General features: G+C 42.7%; 16 protein-coding genes and 8 tRNA genes. 17 read left to right on the top strand and 7 right to left on the bottom strand.

The features are described from left to right. Both B9T38_RS06390 and B9T38_RS06385 read right to left on the bottom strand, forming a co-directional pair. Entirely contained in the window at nucleotides 1–1,107 is a 1,107-nt protein-coding gene (locus B9T38_RS06390) for an efflux RND transporter periplasmic adaptor subunit (RefSeq protein WP_251992211.1), read from the bottom strand. A 79-nt stretch (nucleotides 1,108–1,186) separates the two neighbouring features. Further along, nucleotides 1,187–1,831, bottom strand: a complete 645-nt coding sequence (locus B9T38_RS06385; protein ID WP_086195988.1) for a hypothetical protein — start codon at nucleotides 1,829–1,831, stop codon at nucleotides 1,187–1,189. Between the two features lie 280 nt (nucleotides 1,832–2,111). On the opposite strand from B9T38_RS06385, the gene pilG reads away from it, so the two are divergent. From pilG to B9T38_RS06355, 6 genes are all read left to right on the top strand, one after another. After that, complete coding sequence (pilG, locus tag B9T38_RS06380) at nucleotides 2,112–2,495, top strand: twitching motility response regulator PilG (RefSeq protein ID WP_086195987.1); 384 nt, start codon at nucleotides 2,112–2,114, stop codon at nucleotides 2,493–2,495. Nucleotides 2,496–2,518: 23 nt separating this feature from the next. Continuing rightward, nucleotides 2,519–2,887: a response regulator gene (locus B9T38_RS06375; protein WP_086195986.1), complete on the top strand. Its 369-nt coding sequence runs from the start codon at nucleotides 2,519–2,521 to the stop codon at nucleotides 2,885–2,887. A gap of 5 nt (nucleotides 2,888–2,892) precedes the next feature. Further along, nucleotides 2,893–3,429 carry a chemotaxis protein CheW gene (locus tag B9T38_RS06370; protein WP_086195985.1) on the top strand — a complete coding sequence of 179 codons (537 nt, stop codon included), beginning with the start codon at nucleotides 2,893–2,895 and terminating at the stop codon, nucleotides 3,427–3,429. Between the two features lie 45 nt (nucleotides 3,430–3,474). Beyond that, entirely contained in the window at nucleotides 3,475–5,547 is a 2,073-nt protein-coding gene (locus tag B9T38_RS06365) for a methyl-accepting chemotaxis protein (protein ID WP_086195984.1), read from the top strand. Nucleotides 5,548–5,720: 173 nt separating this feature from the next. After that, nucleotides 5,721–10,190: a hybrid sensor histidine kinase/response regulator gene (locus tag B9T38_RS06360; RefSeq protein WP_086195983.1), complete on the top strand. Its 4,470-nt coding sequence runs from the start codon at nucleotides 5,721–5,723 to the stop codon at nucleotides 10,188–10,190. Between the two features lie 4 nt (nucleotides 10,191–10,194). Beyond that, nucleotides 10,195–10,653, top strand: coding sequence for a hypothetical protein (locus B9T38_RS06355; RefSeq protein WP_086195982.1), 459 nt, complete (start codon nucleotides 10,195–10,197; stop codon nucleotides 10,651–10,653). A gap of 76 nt (nucleotides 10,654–10,729) precedes the next feature. Here the strand turns inward: B9T38_RS06355 and dapE are convergent, their stop codons facing one another. The 3 genes from dapE to B9T38_RS06340 form a co-directional block, all read right to left on the bottom strand. Then, nucleotides 10,730–11,866 carry a succinyl-diaminopimelate desuccinylase gene (gene dapE / locus B9T38_RS06350; RefSeq protein ID WP_086195981.1) on the bottom strand — a complete coding sequence of 379 codons (1,137 nt, stop codon included), beginning with the start codon at nucleotides 11,864–11,866 and terminating at the stop codon, nucleotides 10,730–10,732. 129 nt (nucleotides 11,867–11,995) lie between these two features. Then, the gene (locus B9T38_RS06345; protein ID WP_086195980.1) at nucleotides 11,996–12,145 is read right to left on the bottom strand and encodes an entericidin A/B family lipoprotein; all 150 of its coding nucleotides are present in this window, start codon (nucleotides 12,143–12,145) and stop codon (nucleotides 11,996–11,998) included. A 99-nt stretch (nucleotides 12,146–12,244) separates the two neighbouring features. Beyond that, nucleotides 12,245–13,141: a DUF1853 family protein gene (locus B9T38_RS06340; protein WP_086195979.1), complete on the bottom strand. Its 897-nt coding sequence runs from the start codon at nucleotides 13,139–13,141 to the stop codon at nucleotides 12,245–12,247. 96 nt (nucleotides 13,142–13,237) lie between these two features. On the opposite strand from B9T38_RS06340, the gene B9T38_RS06335 reads away from it, so the two are divergent. The 11 genes from B9T38_RS06335 (at nucleotide 13,238) to B9T38_RS06285 (ending at nucleotide 15,901) form a co-directional block, all read left to right on the top strand. Beyond that, the gene (locus B9T38_RS06335) at nucleotides 13,238–13,621 is read left to right on the top strand and encodes a YbaN family protein (RefSeq protein WP_086195978.1); all 384 of its coding nucleotides are present in this window, start codon (nucleotides 13,238–13,240) and stop codon (nucleotides 13,619–13,621) included. 7 nt (nucleotides 13,622–13,628) lie between these two features. Further along, a complete protein-coding gene (elsL, locus tag B9T38_RS06330) occupies nucleotides 13,629–14,159 on the top strand; it encodes a cell wall-recycling L,D-carboxypeptidase ElsL (protein WP_086196101.1) in 531 nt (176 codons plus the stop codon). A 293-nt stretch (nucleotides 14,160–14,452) separates the two neighbouring features. Beyond that, a tRNA-Val gene (locus tag B9T38_RS06325) sits at nucleotides 14,453–14,528 on the top strand. Nucleotides 14,529–14,555: 27 nt separating this feature from the next. Next, nucleotides 14,556–14,632 (top strand) — tRNA-Asp (locus B9T38_RS06320). Nucleotides 14,633–14,679: 47 nt separating this feature from the next. Continuing rightward, nucleotides 14,680–14,756, top strand: a tRNA-Asp gene (locus B9T38_RS06315). A gap of 21 nt (nucleotides 14,757–14,777) precedes the next feature. Next, nucleotides 14,778–14,853, top strand: a tRNA-Val gene (locus B9T38_RS06310). Between the two features lie 13 nt (nucleotides 14,854–14,866). Then, nucleotides 14,867–14,943 (top strand) — tRNA-Asp (locus tag B9T38_RS06305). A gap of 31 nt (nucleotides 14,944–14,974) precedes the next feature. After that, nucleotides 14,975–15,050: transfer RNA gene (locus tag B9T38_RS06300), tRNA-Val, on the top strand. 58 nt (nucleotides 15,051–15,108) lie between these two features. After that, nucleotides 15,109–15,185 (top strand) — tRNA-Asp (locus B9T38_RS06295). Nucleotides 15,186–15,289: 104 nt separating this feature from the next. Further along, nucleotides 15,290–15,365 (top strand) — tRNA-Val (locus B9T38_RS06290). Between the two features lie 74 nt (nucleotides 15,366–15,439). Next, nucleotides 15,440–15,901, top strand: a complete 462-nt coding sequence (locus B9T38_RS06285; RefSeq protein WP_086195977.1) for a DUF2750 domain-containing protein — start codon at nucleotides 15,440–15,442, stop codon at nucleotides 15,899–15,901. Between the two features lie 2 nt (nucleotides 15,902–15,903). Here B9T38_RS06285 and B9T38_RS06280 read toward each other — a convergent pair whose 3' ends face one another. Continuing rightward, nucleotides 15,904–16,686: a YdcF family protein gene (locus B9T38_RS06280; RefSeq protein ID WP_086195976.1), complete on the bottom strand. Its 783-nt coding sequence runs from the start codon at nucleotides 16,684–16,686 to the stop codon at nucleotides 15,904–15,906. A gap of 103 nt (nucleotides 16,687–16,789) precedes the next feature. Further along, nucleotides 16,790–19,426, bottom strand: a complete 2,637-nt coding sequence (locus tag B9T38_RS06275; RefSeq protein WP_086195975.1) for a PepSY domain-containing protein — start codon at nucleotides 19,424–19,426, stop codon at nucleotides 16,790–16,792. Nucleotides 19,427–19,574 lie beyond the last annotated feature (148 nt).

The raw sequence follows: 19,574 nt of genomic DNA, 5'->3' as shown, positions 1-19,574 counted from the left end.
TTATTTATTGATGATGACTGCTTGATGAATGTCCTGGTCATTAAATTTAATACGGCTAATCTGGTCGGCGTTTTGCAGTCCTTGCACGACAGCCAAATTGTCCCGATAGCGCTGTTCCAGAATCACCAGGTTGACCTTTTCAATTTTGTTTTGGCGGATCACCCAGACATAGGGTTTATCTTTGATATTCTGGATCACATCGAGCGGAATGATTTGACCTGAAACTTGAGTCGAAGCAAGAATGTTGCCTTCCACGAAAGAACCAATACTCAGTGAGTTAATGGTTTCATTCGGTCGGGCAAAGAATTCAATCTGACGACTGGCAGGATCGGCAATCGGGGAGATGCGTGTTAAAACAGCAGTCAGTTGAGCTGGATTACCTTGAATGGTGTATTCAATATGTTGTCCCACTTTTAAAGCGGCTTGCATGTCACTTGGCAATTTGGCCTGAATTTCCAGCTGATTCGGATCCACGATTTCAAACAGGGTCTGGCCAGCAGCAACGGTTTGACCGGCATCGACTTGGCGCTGTGTAATCACTCCGGAAATGGGGCTATAAATAGTCCCTTCACGCTCGGCTTTTTGGGCAATATTGACACTGGCCTGTTGCGCATGCACATTTTCCAGTTGTGCCTGATAGTCAACAGCAGCCTGTTCATATTCAACTTTGGAGATAAAACCTTGATCCAATAAGCGTTGTTTGCGCTGCATCATATTTTTAGCCAGATTGGCCTGCGCTTGTGCTGCTGACAAATTAGCCTGAGCTTGCGCTAAACGTGCAGCATTATCTTGATTATTCAGGCGAACCAAGATCTGTCCCTTAGCGACTGACTGTCCGACCTGGACATAGACCTGGGTTGCAGTGGCAGTGACCTGAGCCTGTATGCTACTTTGATTGACTGCACGAAGCGTACCGGTAAAAGCACTTTTGGCGACAGAAGTGCCATTCTTCACGGAAACTAGATCTTTTTCAATTAACTCAATTTTTTTTGTTGTTTCTACAGGTTTTTCGATTTCATTTTTTTGGCAAGCTGTTAGAAATAAAATTAAACACAGAACGCTGCCGGTTAAATATTGCTTATGGTCACTTAATTTAGATTTTTTCATATGCTGTCCAGATAGCATGTAGCTTCATCCTTTTTATTTATTGTGACTTAAATTAAGTGCTTCATAGCCTAAATACAATTTATTCAAGCGCTTTTAAGCGAGCGATAATATTGTCGTATTTTGCTTGAGTATTTCGATAGTTAATTTGTAATGATTGAATCGTTGCTTTTTTTGCTTCAATATTCTTTTGATTATTCTCGATTGTATTTTTCAAGCTGGCTGGAATATCTTCAGCTTTACGTAAATGTTCAATCTGTTGACGCTTAAAATAAATACGGTCAGTTTGTAATTGCTTTAACTGGTCTTGCTGAAAGGCAATTTGCTTTTTGATGCTGGTTAATGCGTCATTACGTTTTGCGAATGCAACTTGACTATTACCATAAGCCTTTTTTAGTTTTAAGTCCGCTGCCTGCTGCTTGGCGTGGGCTGCACGTTGCGGTGCCTGTTTAATATCGGCTTCACTATTATAGGCACGATTACGCCGGATGACCTGCATGTTCTGGTCCAAAGCTTCGTAGCCATAGCGAATATGATTGGGGGTGACATTGGTGCTAATATTGGCTATACCCTTACTATCATAATAGCGATACCAGGTGGCTTTAGGTGGCGGATTTTCAGCATATGCGAATGCCGATTGTAAAACCAGAAAAGAAAGAAAAATGAATCTAAAGTTCATTTTTTTTTGTGCAATGAAAGCAAGTTTGTATTTAAACTGACTTTGCATTGTAACCCCCGAATAAAAGTTGACTAAATTACTTATTTTAAAAGTAATAAATGAGCTATATTAGACTCAAAATAAGTAATAAAAAACCTCTGTCTGTCAAAAAAAAATCATTGGTCGATAGAAAGTGTGAAGTCGTTATTGAAAATAGACTAAAATGAGTCTTCGTGCGGAAAATGTTCGTTGAAAAGGCAAGTAAAGATATGTTAAAAATGTTTGTAACTTGTAATAAAATTTTTGACTAAAATTGTTTGTACATTCTAAAAATGGGAAGGATCATTAAATGGACGAAAAATTCCAAAATCTAAAAGTGATGGTGATTGATGATTCAAAAACCATTCGTCGTACAGCAGAAACATTACTCCAACGTGAAGGTTGTGAAGTCGTGACCGCAGTAGACGGGTTTGAGGCTTTGGCAAAAATTGCTGAAGCAAATCCGGATATTGTTTTTGTAGATATTATGATGCCACGTTTAGACGGTTATCAAACTTGTGCATTAATTAAAAATTCGCAGAATTATCAAAATATTCCAGTCATTATGCTGTCAAGTAAAGATGGTTTATTTGACCAGGCAAAAGGTCGTGTTGTTGGTTCGGATGAGTATTTAACCAAACCCTTTAGTAAAGATGAATTGTTAAACGCAATCCGCAATCACGTAACAGCATAAGTTTATTTTTATTGGGGAAAAGCATGTCACGTATCCTTATCGTTGATGATTCACCTACGGAAACATTTCGTTTTAGAGAGATTTTAACCAAGCATGGCTTTGAGGTGATTGAAGCAGCAAATGGTGCTGATGGTGTCACAATGGCACAAGCAGAATTGCCAGATCTAGTGCTCATGGATGTGGTCATGCCTGGTGTAAACGGTTTTCAGGCAACACGTCAGATTGCCCGTGGTGCTACTACCAAACACATTCCGATTGTGATTGTCAGTACCAAGGACCAAGCCACTGACCGCGTTTGGGGGAAACGTCAGGGGGCAAGTGATTATTTGACCAAGCCTGTAGACGAAAACCAATTAATTGATGTGATTAAACAACACCTCAATGCAGGATAAGCTCTATGGCAGCAAATGGATTTATCGAATTACTTCGGATTGCTAAACGTGGTAACAAAAACTACGTTACAACTGAAAATGAAGTAAACCGATGGTCAGGCATTGCTTTTGAGATGATGGGGCAATATTTTGTGGCCCCTTTGGGTGAAGTATCTGAAGTGATATATCCACCAAAATATACTCCGGTTCCAAATACTCAGTCATGGGTGATGGGACTGGCCAATATTCGGGGACGTTTACTTTCCGTCGCTGATTTGGCGCATTATATTTCAGGACATCGAAGTCAGTTTTCACCGACTCAAAAAGTATTGTGTATTAGTCATAATGACCATTATGTCGGTTTGGTGGTAGATCAGGTTTTGGGGATTCAACACTTTAATAAGAAGAGTTTCTTTTCTAAAAACAGTGAATTAGATAGCAATTTACAAGAATATTGTCAGGGTTATTTTTATCAGCATAATCAGCACTGGCATGTTTTCTTATTTAGTCGTTTATTGCAAAACCCAAAATACATGAATGCCTCTATAAAATTTATAAATTAATAGTCGCAAGCTAAAGAATGATAGCGCAACTCGGGGAGAAGCTGGATGGGCTTTAAACTTAAAAAGAAAAATACAGGTGAAGGCACCAGCCATAATGGCGGGAATGCTTTAGTCGCAAAGATTCAATCACAAACAGAGCAATTATCACGTGTATTTGGTGACAGTGAAAAGTCCAAACCATTAATTTTGGGGGCAGCATTTTCTCTGGTCGTAGCACTCTTCCTGTTATTGTACTTATTCTATAGTGTACCGCGTAACAATGAATTGACACGTAGTGTGGGTGATTTGCGTCTATTGTCACAAACCATTTCACGTCAGGCAACTGATGCAACTGCTTCAGGAACCAAAGAGTCGATTGATAAATTAATTAAATCGCAAAAAGAATTTGCTGAAAACCTGGAAACGGTTAAAGATATTCATCCACATACAGCTGCATTGGTTGAGGTGGAAAAGCAGTGGAAATCGCTATCAGAAGGGATTGATTTAATTTCGTCTCAACAGAAAATGATTAACAAGCTGTACGATACCAATATTGCAATTGGTGAGTCGATTCCGGGAATTCAGGCAGAATATAACCTGATGGTTGACCAAATGGCGCGTCAAAACATGCCGTCTAACCAGGTGGTTATTGCCAAAAACCAGGTATTCATTGCGGAACGTATTTTGCGTTCGATCAGTTCGGTACTCACAGGTAACGATAACTCGCGTGAATCTGCGGATGACTTCAGTGCCGATACTGAAACTTTCGGTTCTTACCTCAATGCCCAGCTCAATGGTAGTGCAGAACTGGGTGTAGAACGTATTGATGATCCGGCATTGCGTGAATCACTGACAGGCATTAAAAGCGAATATGATGATGTACTAAAATCAGCTTCTGCAACAATTCTTTCAAACTCGGCGCAAATTGTAAAAGTACGTCAAGCTTCTGCTGCAATTTTTGCCCAGTCGGATGAATTGTTAGCCAACCTGAATAAGCTATCTGGTGGTTCGAGCTTGGCTATTGCGCTTCCTGCCTTGCTTTTAATCCTGTGTCTGGTTGCTTTCCTGTTTTCTGTATTCAAGTTGCTTGCATTACGTGGCCAGTCAGATAAACAGCGCGTGGCAAACCTGCAAGAAGAATATGACCGTAACCAGAATGCGATTTTACGTTTACTGGATGAAATTGCCGACTTGGCGGATGGTGACTTGCGTTCATATGCAACGGTATCGGAAGATTTTACCGGAGCAATTGCCGACTCCATTAACTTCGCGATTGACCAGTTACGTGACCTGGTATCACGTATTACTGAAACGTCTCAAGAAGTTGCGCAATATACAGCGAATACCCAAGGCATTACCCACCAGCTTGCTGAAGCATCTGAACACCAGGCACAAGAGATTGCCGGTGCATCTGCCGCGATTAACGAAATGGCGATGTCTATTGACCAGGTATCTGCAAACGCGGAAGAATCTGCAGTGGTTGCGGAGCGTTCGGTACAAATTGCTGCCAATGGTGCAGAGGTTGTAAACCGTTCTATTGAAGGTATGGACACCATCCGTGAGCAGATCCAGGAAACATCTAAACGTATTAAACGTCTGGGTGAATCTTCTCAGGAAATTGGTAACATCGTTGCCCTGATTAACGATATTGCCGACCAAACCAACATTCTGGCATTGAACGCTGCAATTCAGGCATCTATGGCGGGTGAGGCTGGTCGTGGTTTCGCCGTGGTAGCCGATGAGGTACAGCGTCTTGCGGAACGTTCAGCCTCTGCAACCAAACAGATTGAAGGCTTGGTAAAAACCATTCAGACAGATACCAACGAAGCCGTAATTTCGATGGAGCAAACCACTTCCGAGGTTGTTCGTGGTGCAAGCTTAACCAAAGATGCCGGTGTGGCACTGGATGAAATTCAAAACGTATCGACCAACCTGGCGCGATTGATTGCCAACATTTCGGATGCTGCAAAACTTCAGTCTGCTTCTGCTGGTCACATTGCGACAACGATGAATGTCGTACAAGAAATTACCTCGCAAACCACAACAGCAACCTTCGATACAGCACGTTCGGTATCGGAACTGGCAAATATGGCCGAATCATTACGTGAATCTGTAACCGACTTTAAATTACCTGACTAAGTTAATTAAAAAGCGTTGCAGTGATATTCCCTGCTTTTGGGCAGGGGATATCTATAAGACACAGATCAAGCATCGACAAGATGAACTTAACTTCAAAGTTAGGTCTCGCGTGATGGTGACAATTAAGTTTGAGCAACCTTCTTGGTGGCAGATAAACGTAAGAAGCCTAAGCTATGAAAGAAATATTAAAAAATTTAGTTGAAACGACTACGCTTCCTGAAGATAGTTATCTTGATCAAGATGCAGAAATTCTAGAAATTTTTGTTGAAGAAATAGAAGAAATCTTCGTTGAATTAAGTACTTTATTTACAACTTGGTTGGAAAATCCGAATGACCAAGAAACTTTAACGACCATTCGCCGTCATTTTCATACCCTTAAAGGTTCTGGCCGTATGGTTGGAGCAAAATCTGCGGGTGAGTTGGCATGGGCGGTTGAAGATACTTTAAATCGGGTTATTTCCGGCACAGTACCTTTGGATAGCACAGTTCAACGATTTGCCCAAACTGTATTTAATATTTATCAATACAAGTTATACCCAATTTTCAAAACTGTTCAAAATGCTGATATCGACTTAAGACCTTTAGTTTTATTGGGGCAGCAAATTCAGCAGCAGGTCAGTTTGGAACCTGCACTAGAAGAATTGCTTGAACTGTCTAGCACACTGACCAGTGTCAATAGTCTCACTGGCCTGGAATTGCAGGATCAAACATCTATTGAATCAGAGCCTGAAACGGCAATCGAAACAACGGCTGCAGTAGCGCCAGTCGCAGCAGACGACAACAATGATATTGAAGAAACGGTCGCGATCTTTATTGAAGAAGCAGAAGAACATCTGCTCACGATTGACCAGTTCCTGAAAAATGAACAGGAACAATATCAGGATTATAATGGCCTGATCCGTGCCTTGCATACCTTGCGTGGCAGCTCTTCTATGGCGCATATTGATCAGATTTTTGCAGCCAGTACCAAGGTTGAAAACTTATTTAAAACACTTTTACAAGAAGAAATTGTTTCTACCTCCAGCCAGACTGCGTTGCTAATTCAATATGCTGAATTTGTCCGTGATTATTTACATACTTTAAGACAGGGTCAGACCCAGAAACTTGATGCGATATATGCCACCTTTAATTCGGCATGGGACGACTATGGTTTCAGTTCTGCAGAAGTGGATGAGGACGTTAATCCGCAAGGTCTGGTGTCCAAACTGGTCGAATTGAATATTGATTTACTCCTGGATGCCGAATTCGAATTTGAAAAACGTGCCAAAGCAGAATATCCGGAATACATTCAGGCCTTAAGCCAGCAGGCACAGCAATTATTCGACAATACTGATAATCGTGCTGCGATGGGCATCCATCAATTTACCCATGAATTGAAGTCTGGCTATGAAGCTCTGGTATTAAAACCGGAACTGCTCAATATCGACTATGCATATGATCTGTTTGGGCAGGCACATCAAGAGTTCATTCATCTGTTCGATACCCTGGCGGCAGGTCAGCGCGTTATTTTAACGGAAGATATCCAGAAAGTTCTGAATGATCTGGCAGCCTTTGTTCAGCAGGATCTTGAACAGTTCGAAGCTCAGGAACCGAATCCTGCAACTCAAGCTGAAGCCTCACCAGCTGCTGCTTCAGGTATTGTAGATCTGGCACAGATTTCACAAAAAATTGGTTCAGACCGCGAACACATGCATGCTGCTGATGCAAATCGTGATTTTGATGAAGATTTGTTGGATATCTTCCTGGAAGAAGCAGAAGAATTACTGGGCGGGATCGATCAAGACTTGAATACCTGGTCGAAAGATCCGTCCGATACTGCGGCACTGAATAATTTAATGCGTTATTTGCATACCCTTAAAGGGGGTGCCAATATGATTCAGGCGACTCATATTGGCTTAATTGCGCATGAATTGGAAAGCATTTATGAACGTGTGATCCGTCATCAAATTGAGGTCAATCCGCAACTCATCAGTATTATTCGCTTAGTACAAGATGATCTATCAGACCGTATTCAAGTCATTCGCGATGAGCAGATTGATTATTCTGGTACTGAATCGATTGAAATTTTGCGTAATATTCAGGCGATCGCTCAAGGTAGTGTGGCTGTAAGCACCGCAGTTGCGGAAGTCGAAGTTCAGGCTGAACCGGAAGTTGCAGCTGAAATTGAAGAACTTGAAACTGCAACGACAGTAGAAACAGAAATTGAACCTGAGATTCAGCTTGAAACTGAAGTGGAAGCTAAAGTCGAAGCTGAAACAGCTGCTGAAGTTGCCTTGGCAACTCCAGACTATGTTGAAGAGCCGGATGACAGTATCCGTTTAATTGCAGAAGAAACCTTCTGGGAAGAAGCAGAAGAAATTCTGGAGTCTACAGATAGCCTGTTGAAACAGTGGTTTGAGCAGCGTAGTGACCGTAGCTTGCTGCTTCAATTACAGCGTGCAGCCCACAGTTTGAAAGGTGGCGCACGTATGGTGGAAAATGAACCGGTAGGGGCAATTGCTTACCAGCTGGAAACCACCTTCGAACGCTTTGCGGTGCATCAGTTCAACTCCAATGTTTATGACCTGTTATTGCAAACGACTTTGGCATGGTTAAAGCAGGCCATTTTCGAGCATGATTACAGTAATTTTGACAGCGTCAAATTAAGTTTAGAGTCGATTGAATTTGTTGATGTCATTGCGCAGTTACCTAAGCGCGTGGCTGAATCGGATACGCTGTCTACGGCTAAAGTCTTTGAATTTGTTCAGGGTGATGGTACCGAACCTCCAGCAATGATGGGTGAGTGGGATACAAGTAATCAACAGGACAACAGCAATGAAATGATCCGTATTTCTGCCGATCTGGTCGAAAAAATGATCGACTTGTCTGGTGAAAATGCGATTAACCGTTCACGTATTGAAATGGACTTGGGACAGTTTAGTAATACCCTGAACGAAATGGAACTGGCGATCAAGCGTCTGGCTGACCAGTTGCGTCGAATGGAAGGTGAGCTCGAGTCTCAAATTATTGCCAAACATGGTGATAATTCACGCTATGCCGATTTTGACCCTCTGGAGATGGACCAATATTCATCATTAAACCAGTTGTCAAAATCGCTGGCGGAATCTGCATCCGACTTGGTCGATTTCAAGACGACCTTGTCAGAAAAGATTCGTGATACGGAAGGTTTACTGTTACAACAATCCCGTATTCAAGCCGAGATTCAAGAAAGCCTGATGCGTACCCGTCTGGTACCATTTGAGCGTCTATTGCCACGTTTACAACGGATTGTGCGTCAAACCTCTTCGACCCTGAACCGTCCGGCCGAGCTGGTGGTACAAAACACCGAAGGTGAATTGGACCGTAACATTCTAGAGCGTCTGGTCACACCGTTCGAGCACATGCTGCGTAATGCGATTGACCATGGTCTGGAAGACACTCACGTACGACATGAGCTACAGAAGCCTGAAGTCGGGAAAATTGTTCTCAATATTAGCCGTCAAGGTACAGATGTACTGGTGTCATTCAGTGATGACGGTAAAGGGATTGATGAAACAAAAATTAAAGAAAAAGCACTCAGCTTGGGTTTAATTAAAGCCGATCAATCCATGGATAAGCAGGAAATCCTGCAATTAATTTTCCATCCTGGATTTACTACTGCCAAAGAAGTGACGCAAATTTCCGGACGCGGTGTAGGTCTGGACGTGGTGCAAAGCGAAATTAAGGCACTGGGTGGACATATTTCCATCGATTCTGAATTGGGTAAAGGGACCACCTTTACCATTCGCGTACCGACTACGGTGGCGGTGAGTGATGCCTTGATGGTTAAATCAGGCGACCAGCAGTTTGCGATTTCACTGGCACAAATTGACCGTATTGTACGTATTGCACCATCAGCGCTGGAACAGTATTTCAATAGTAAAGAAGACTTCTTTAAAATTGATAACACCAGTTACAAACTGCGTTATTTATCCGAATTTGTGTCCAATCAGCCTTTACCACGTTTAAGTAATGTTGCACATTCTTTACCTGTATTGCTGATTAAAGGCAATAGTGGTCAAACTATTGCACTACTTGTGGATCAGCTGATTGGTTCGCGTGCACAAATTGTGGTGAAACCGATCGGTCAGCAATTCTCAAGTGTTGGCGCTGTTGCCGGAGCGACCATTTTAGGTGATGGTCAAGTCTGTCTGATTCTGGATGGTCAGAATATTGCCCGACAAATTCAGAACACTCAACGTCTTAAACATGTTTCTGATCAACGTGAGCATTCGCGTTACAGTAATGCACGCCGCCTGATCATGATTGTGGATGACTCGGTGACAGTACGTAAGGTGACTTCACGTTTACTTGAACGTCAAGGCTTTGATGTGGTGACGGCCAAAGATGGTATTGATGCCATGGAGCAGCTGGAAAATGTCAAACCAGACTTGATGTTGCTGGATATTGAAATGCCGCGCATGGACGGTTTTGAAGTCACGAATCTGGTTCGTCACCATGACGTGCATCAAAACTTGCCTATTATCATGATTACGTCAAGAACAGGCGAGAAGCACCGTGAACGTGCATTCAGTCTTGGGGTAACGCACTATATGGGTAAACCGTTCCAGGAAGCGGAATTGCTGGAAAATGTGGAAAGTTTGTTAGAAATCAGTCAGGGATAACTCAATGAGCCAAAATAGTGTTTCAAACTCTGCTGTTGACCGAATTTCACAACAGGAGTTACACCACCTTATTACGGTATCTACCGGATTTATCGATACCTATATTATCGATTGTTATGGTAAGGAAGCGATGATTCTTCCGCAAAACATTGTCTTGTCTGCGCTGGATAGCGCTACACAGGTGCCTTTTGTGGAATGGCATGAATTGAAGCTGCCAGTGTATGCTGTGAATGATCCGGAGCGCAAAACGGGTGTAGCATTGGTCATTGAAGGCGATGATGTCAGTCAGCGTTTTGCCCTGATGTGTAATGAGATGCCAAAAACGATTCGTCTGCGTATTTCTGAAGTGGTAGATGAAGAACGCACGGCAACAGACCCTGATGTATTCCAGTATGTACGGATGGGAGATCAGGTGTTTTATGTGCCTAATCTCGAACACATTCAGTCTTCTTTAGGATTGTAATGTTGAAGCATTTATAAAAGGTGGGTAATAAAAAAGGAACTGTTCAGTTCCTTTTTTATTTTATGTGGTTACTGTTTTAGCGAGCTAATAAGCCTTCTAGAATTTGTTCGTAAATTTCAGCAAGCGGTTCCAGGTCAGCAACATTTACATGTTCGTCAATTTGATGGATGCTGGCATTTAATACACCGAGTTCCAGCACCTGTGCACCTGTAGGGGCAATAAAACGACCGTCGGAAGTACCGCCACTGGTAGAAAGTTCAGTTTCAATACCGGTGACATTACGAATGGCATTTTTAGCAGCATTGACCAATTCGCCTACTGGGGTAAGGAATGGCAAGCCAGATAATGTCCATTCAATATCATAATCAAGATTATGACGGTCTAGAATTTCTAAGGTACGTTCTTTTAACTGTTCAGCATTCACTTCAGTTGAATAACGGAAGTTAAATAAAAGATTCATACTGCCCGGAACCACGTTAGTTGTACCGGTACCTGCATTGATATTGGAAATTTGGAAAGATGTTGCAGGAAAATATTCATTGCCATTGTCCCACACCGTATCGCACAGTTCAGCCAGGGCTTTAGAGGCAGTATGAATCGGGTTGATGGCAAGGTGAGGATAAGCCACATGTCCCTGTTTACCTTTCACGGTTAATTTAGCATTCAATGAACCACGACGACCATTTTTGACCACGTCACCCAACTGTTTGGTACTGGATGGTTCACCAACCAAACACCAGGTCATTTTTTCATTACGGGCTTCTAAAGCTTCCACAACTTTCACGGTACCGTTAATGGATGGACCTTCTTCATCGGAAGTAATGAGAAATGCGATAGAACCTTTATGGTCTGGGTGTTTTGCCACAAAACGCTCTGAAGCCACTACCATCGCTGCCAGTGCTGTTTTCATGTCGGCACTGCCACGTCCATACAGTTTACCATCGCGAATTTCCGGTACAAAAGGGTCCGAATTCCAGGCATCTAAACTCCCGGTAGGTACCACATCGGTATGGCCTGCAAAACATAAAACAGGTGCTTCAGTACCTTTACGTGCCCACAGATTGTCCACGTCTTCAAAACGCATCGGTTCAATATTGAAGCCGATTTTTTCCAGACGTTCCGCCATGATATTTTGGCAGTTATGATCGATTGGTGTTACAGAAGGCTGACGTAGCAGTTGCAGGCTTAAATCAAGGGTAGCGGAAGAGGTCATGCGATTTTCATAAGTCGATAAATTTGTCTGCACTATAATAGGCGAATATGTCCTTGAATGTGAATGACTGCCCTAAAATTGGCATAAAAAAACCCTATCTTGGATAGGGTTCTGTGTGCTGAAGACAAACTAGTTTTTGCGGATTTCCTCAGAAGTTTTTTCTGCAGTATCGGTTACAGCCTCTCCAGCTTTAGATACATCTTTACCCATACCTTTAAACGTATTACAGCCAGTTAAAGCAAATGCAATAATGAGGGAAGCAGCAAGAATTTTTTTCATCATCATCTCCAAGTCATTCATTATTTTGATGTGAATTCAGGTTAATTAATACACAGTCTAAACAATAGGGTTTTTTGATGGTAGAAAAGTAAGCATTTGTTATAAAAATAGACAATTCTCATAAAATTGGCGATGTATTGCTTGAGAGAGTAAAGGTGGATTGCGGTACATATAGAAATTATTTTGATCTTTTTGCAGATATAAGCCGTTACTCCACCACTGTGCGGTATCGCTACTGATATGCTGCTCTGGACAGATCCATTCGAGTCGCTGTAAGCGGTAAAATTGAGCATTTTGCGGAGGAATATCGCTTCCCCAACAGCCTAAACGTCGCTGTCGATTGACCCAGTTGGGAAGGCTGTTTGTTGTGCTTCCAATAGGTAGATAAAGTTGCCCTTTGAGTACTGCGAAACGCTGCTCAATGTTGTGTTCCAGTGCATCCTCAAACTGAAACTGCTTTTGGCTAAAGTGATTTAATTTTCGCAATAAAGTATCGCTGCGGTTTAAGCCATACCAGTAGGGCAAAGAACAATCCCGTTCTGCCAGATAATATTTTAAAGCCACTTCCCAGTGTTCAATGGCTTGGGTTTCGGTATTCAATAACAGAAAATCGAGTTCACCCAGAGTTCTGGGTCCTGCAATTTTCTGAATGCTATGACCGATTAACTGATACGGATGATAGTCTTGGTCGAGCAACCAGAACCAGACCAGCATTTCAAAACGCAGACCCAAACGTGTACTTTTCAGCTGCTGTAAAAAGCTTTCTAATTCTTGTGGATGCTGATCTAAATAAAGCAATCTGGAGTGATAATTCTGAAAATGGCTACGCCATACGGCATCATCATGAAATTGAAAAGCATGCTTGAGTACCATTTCGGACGGGATGTGGGATAAAATATTTGGACTGCATACACAAAAGGCCAGTTGCCGAACCAGTAAATTTTTAAATTGCAGCCAGGGTTCTTCAATATGAGAGACTTGATTTAAAGCAAACATAGCAACCCCGGGCGATAAATTAAAAAGTGCAGAATGACAACGGATAATATGCAAAAACACTTTATACTACCGCAATTAGTTGTATAGGGTAGTGCTATGAAAATGTTGTTTTGGCGAAGTTTAGTGATGATTTTTGTCATCCTGGGCTTTATCGGGGCACTTTTACCGGGTATGCCAACAACAGTATTTCTGATTTTAGCTGCCTGGTCGGCTTCGAAAGGCTGGCCGCAAATGGATGCCTGGTTGCTGAATCATCCTAAATATGGGGCGACCTTAAGGGCATGGCGTGAAAATGGCACCGTACCACGCAAGGCAAAATGGTTCGCCACTATCATGATGATGATCAGTGGAATCATCATGTTATTTACCAATGCACCGCTTTTGGTGAAAATCTTCACTGACCTGACCATGCTGACAGTGGCCATCTGGTTATGGCTACGTCCTGAACCTTCAGCAGAACCAATCAAAGATGGTGAGTGATTTTGTTATGGCATATTCTTTAGAACAGGCGGATATATGGATTGACTTAGCTGAGCAAAGTTTGATCTTACCGAAACATGACAAGACTTATGTCATCTCTACAGGCAAAAACGGGATTGGCGAGCAGGAAAATTCCGGCAAGACTCCTCGGGGCTGGCATAAAGTGGCGCTTAAATTTGGTCATAATGCTCCGAAAAATGCGGTGTTTAAAGCACGGCAGCAAACTGGTGAAGTCTATGATGCAGCATTGGCTGCACAATATCCTGAACGTGACTGGATTTTATCGCGTATCCTTTGGTTAAGTGGTCTGGAAGAAAATTTTAATCAGGGTGAGGGCTGTGATACCTTTCAGCGTTATATCTATATTCATGGCACCCCCGATACAGAGCCTATGGGGATTCCGTTGTCACATGGCTGCATCCGGATGCGTAATAAGGATGTGATTGAATTATTCGAACTGATCACTGAGGATGCTTTGGTGTTTATTTCAGAACAGCGTTTGAATTTGAAGGATGGTACACAGGCAATCGCCGATTAATAATGTGATAAAGTATTAAAAGCTTAATACCCAGCTGAATATATAGCAGATAAAAAACGGCGGTATTCGCCAGCAGTTCAAAAAATATTGCAATATTTTGCTTAAAAATGACTCGGTGATTTTTGGGTTTTTACGGAAAATAGTAAATAAGTTATCGAAATTGTTTGTTTTTATAGCAAACAACCTATTTTTTAATCACTCAAACGTAAAAAACCAAAAACAGTCAGAAAAGCGTTTGACAGTCTGTCAGGATTCTCTATAATGCACCTCATCAAACGATGAAGACGTTTAAAGGGCGCTTAGCTCAGTTGGTAGAGCGTCTGCCTTACAAGCAGAATGTCGGCGGTTCGATCCCGTCAGCGCCCACCAAGCTCTTTAGCGTTAAGACACTTTAGTGCAGCGGTAGTTCAGTTGGTTAGAATACCGGCCTGTCACGCCGGGGGTCGCGGGTTCGAGTCCCGTCCGCTGCGCCACTTCAGTTCTTAATATTCGTTTGCCACAATAGCGACATTGTGTAAGTGCAGCGGTAGTTCAGTTGGTTAGAATACCGGCCTGTCACGCCGGGGGTCGCGGGTTCGAGTCCCGTCCGCTGCGCCATTTACATGATAGACCTTTTGAGGGCGCTTAGCTCAGTTGGTAGAGCGTCTGCCTTACAAGCAGAATGTCGGCGGTTCGATCCCGTCAGCGCCCACCAGATTTTTTGCGATGCAGCGGTAGTTCAGTTGGTTAGAATACCGGCCTGTCACGCCGGGGGTCGCGGGTTCGAGTCCCGTCCGCTGCGCCATCCTTAGAATCGAAAATGCAAGACCCTTTGAGGGCGCTTAGCTCAGTTGGTAGAGCGTCTGCCTTACAAGCAGAATGTCGGCGGTTCGATCCCGTCAGCGCCCACCATATCTTTTAAAGATATTTTCTTTTTTAGATATAACTACTTAGAAATAAGTATCGTGATGCAGCGGTAGTTCAGTTGGTTAGAATACCGGCCTGTCACGCCGGGGGTCGCGGGTTCGAGTCCCGTCCGCTGCGCCATTTTTAAAATGTCTTAAATCCCTGAGTTTAAGATATCAATACCAAGACTACGCACTTCGCTTGTCTTGCGTCATAAAAAATAACGATGTTATTTTTACTCTTCAGGGCGCTTAGCTCAGTTGGTAGAGCGTCTGCCTTACAAGCAGAATGTCGGCGGTTCGATCCCGTCAGCGCCCACCATATATTCTCCTTGATCAAATTCTATTTTTCTCCTAAAATCCTTAGTTAATAATAATTTTAACTATTGAAAAATCATGAGAAATCCATATCAACGCAAGGCTGCGTCTAAGACCCAAAATAATACTTATAATGCCCAAGAAATCTATAAAAAATTTGTTGAAATGATTGTAGGCCAAGGTTACGTCCATGCCCTGTATGATGATGGTTGGGCATTATGTGCAACGCCTACCGGTCAGCGTGCATTTGCTATTTGGCAAAGCAAAGGGCTGGCAAAATTGCTGGTGAAAGACAATTGGGCAAATTATCATGTTGAGAATATTTCACTTAAAGATTTTGTTGAAAAAGTCATTCCTTTTTTACGTCAGGAAAGTACCTGTGTATCGATGGATTTGACACCAGAAGGGCAAAATGTGCTGGTGGCACCAGAAAAATTATTATTGGATATCAAAAATTATCTGTATCAGATTTACCTGCAAAAACCTGAATTGTTTAAAGATGAAAAACTGCCTTTACCCCGTAGCATTCGTTTGAACTGATTTTAGTATTCCTGTAACAGCCAGCCACTGATAAAGGCAAAATATTCGCGTAACCAGGAGTTATAGCGAATATAAAGCGGTGTTGGGGCGCTAAGGGTAAATATCTGCTGATAACCTTGATGTTTAGCAATGGCTTTGGCACGTAAAATATGAAAGTCACTGGTGACAATGACAACTGGCTGCTTTAGGGAAATATGCTGCTGTGCCAGTAAAGGCTGCACATTACGCAGATTTTCTGCAGTGCTGGTACTTTTAGCTTCTAACAGAATACGTGATGGATCAATATGATGCTGTTGTTGCAGATATTCAGACATCACTGTTGCTTCAGCAATTTGTTCTTTAAATCCTAAACCTCCAGTCACGACCAGCACGGTTTCCGGGTAACGTTTGGCATAGGCAGCACCAACATCTAATCGCTGTTTTAAGGTGGGAGAGGGATGACCCTTTTCGATTCCACTGCCCAGTATAATGACTGCAGAGGCGGGCTGAACTGTATTGGACTGCTGAATGCTATATAGCAGATAACTGAAAAATATCACCAATGTGCTGAGCCAGAGAAAAAATCCCGCCCATGCACAGCGCCATAAAGTCTGTCTTAATTGCGTGCGCTGAATAAAGCTTTGAATCCGGTTAAAAAACAGGGCATAGAGCATGAGTCCAATACCGATGATCAACGGAAGAATAATGCCGAGATGAATTTTATCCAGTGACAGTAACCATAAGCCATCGAGAGTCAATATACTGCCGATAATCAAGCTCAGGTGACGTTTGAAGCTGCTGGACATAAAATTACTCTGGGTGAATGTTGTTGCTAGTTTAAACAAATTGGATACTTTAAGTATAAAAAAACCGGGTTCTGAGACCCGGTTTTTTTATTGACTTCAATGATTAGTAGACATCACGACGATAACGTCCATCTTGGCGTAGCTGGTCAACTACAGCTTCACCCAGAATGTCGGTTAAAGCCTGATCGACATCGCTGGCCATACCGTTGATGCTACCGCACACATAAATCACCGCACCATTCTTAACCCAGGCTTTTAGTTCCTGTGCCTGTTCACGCAGTTTATGATGTACATAGACTTTTTCTGCCTGATCTCGTGAGAAAGCCAAATCCAGGCGTTGCAACATGCCAGTGGTTTGCCAGGCTTCAATCGTGCTCTGATAGAAGAAGTCATGTTCACGCTGGCGTTCACCAAAGATCAGCCAGTTTTGCGTATAGTTCTGACGGATACGTGCATGTAGCAAGCTCATTAATCCTGCAAGACCGGTACCGTTACCAATACAAATGATAGGACGGTTGTCATCAATCAGGTGGAAAGATTCATTGTTACGGATATGCAGCGCAATCTTGCTATTTAACGGGGCATGCCGAGTCAGCCAGCCTGAACCCAGACCCAATTGGCCTTGAGCATCGGACTGTTGGCGCACCACTAAACGCAGAACTTGCTGTGAAGGAATACTGGCAATGGAATATTCACGTGAAGGCAGCATCGGAAGTTGCTCCAGTAAATGATCCATATTGGCAAAAGGTTCAACTTCACCGGTCAAATCTTTGTTCCATAAGGCCTGTTCAATATTGATCTTTAACGAATCTACAGAGGTATTCGGCTGAATTTGATGCTGCTGCATAAACCGGGCAATACGTTCAGCACTGTTACCGGGTTGAATCTCGGCGATATCACCGGCTTGCCAACTCACTTCATGATCTGGCTTTAACTCGATATTAAAGGCTGGGGCACCTACGCTGTTCGGATTGAGCAGATCACGTTGGGTTAAAGTCCAGCAATCGAAGGTTTTTTCGATATTCATGGTTTGTAACTCAAGCTGGGTTACTTTTGCTAAAGTCGTATTCCATGCCTGAATCTGCTCTTGATTGGTATTATCCACTTCAATGATATTAAACAATTGCTGTGCACCATTCTGTTTTAACCAGTTATCAATTGCATGGCCAAAATGGCAGAAAGTGTCGGCATATTCGCGCGAACCCAAGGCCAATACTGCATAGTGCAGATGGCTTAAATCAGCTTTTTTGCGCAATATTTTTTTGGCAAAACCCGATGCTAAATCAGGTGCTTCACCGGTACCATAAGTACTGGCTACAAATAAAACCTGTTCAGTATTTTTTAAATCATCCAGACTTAAATATTGTACAGATTTTACACTTACAGACTGATGAGTCTGTTGCAGGCTGGTTGCTGTACGCCATGCCAGCTGTTCTGCCGTACCGGTTTGTGACGCATAGACAATCAGCCAGGGTTTTGCACGGGCATCAATATTGATCGCGGTTAAGCCATGACGTGCAGCTTGGGTTAGTTTCTTCTGTTTGCGACGTTTCAGATAAAGCATCCAGCCTGTAACAAAGAACAATGGCATACTCAGAGCAGCCAGCATAGCCATGAACTGGTAAACCGGACCAAAGAAGCTACCACGGTGCACCGGCAGCATACTGCTCATGATTTTTTCATTGAGTTTTTTATCTTCGTAAAGTTCCATCTCTTTAATGCTAGATGCTTGATAATCAAATGTGGCTTTGTTGCGTGCGCGTTCATGCTGGGGAATGGCATCGACAAAGCTAATTTCAAGTTCACCATTGGCTTTTTTCGGGATATTCAGGGTAATACTTGAATAATCACGGCCCACTTGAGCATTAAAGCCGTTCCAGCTTTGACTCAAAGCTAGATTGATCTGTTCCGGGCTTAAGCCTTTTTTCTCGCGTTTTTCACCAGGTTGAGGTTCAGCAGCTTTTTCAGGGTTGCCTGTAGCTGTATTAGGTAATGCTTCGCTTGAACCCTCACGGTTGCCGCGTGCTTCACCACCTTTTGGCGCTTCAGCTTCACCCTTGGCTTGTGGTTGTTCAACACCCATCACGGTATACAAGCCGCTACGCCACCAGCCATAAGACCAGGTTAAACCGGTACACGCGATAATCAGGAAGAAAATCACCACCCAGGTACCCACAACCGCATGTAAGTCCCAAAGGAAATTACGACCTTTCAGTTGTGGCTTAAGCATGAACCACTGTTTAACAGAATGCTTTTTCGGCCAGCGCAGATATAGACCACTGAGTACAAAAAAGATCAGCATGAGGGTACAGGCCCCAGTGATCTGCTTGCCGACGGGTCCAACGGTTAAATTGCGATGCAACTGCTCGATAAACTTGAAAAATTCTCGTCCTTTAATTTCAGGTAACACTTTGGCTGTGTAAGGGTTAATCATCATGGTATAGCCTTTATGTGCACCTTCTTTGACAATATTAATGCTTGAAGATGCTGTCGGGTCTTTGGCCACGGTGATGCTGTTAATTTTCATTTCCGGATCAGTTTTTTGAAAATGCTGATACAGTTCGGCAGGGGTTAATTTATCTTGTTTTTCAATCTGGACGGTATAGCTAGCCGGATTGAGCCATTTCTGGATAGGCTGTTCATATGAATAAATGGCACCAGTTATCCCCATAATGGAGAGGATTAACCCGGCAGTAATACCAAGAAACCAGTGAATCTGGAAAAAGATTTTTTTTAACATAGCCGAAAAAACAGGGTGAGAAACAGAATTAACCTGAATTATAGCTGAACTTTCCCAAAATGATATCGATTTTGTAGGTAATATTTATTCTCATTATCATTTAATTTTGTCGGAATTAAAAAACCCCCAGTCTGGAGGTTTTTTAATG

This window comes from Acinetobacter sp. ANC 4218, assembly GCF_002135245.1.
GTDB lineage: Bacteria > Pseudomonadota > Gammaproteobacteria > Pseudomonadales > Moraxellaceae > Acinetobacter.
This window is presented reverse-complemented; position numbering and strand designations above follow the sequence as displayed.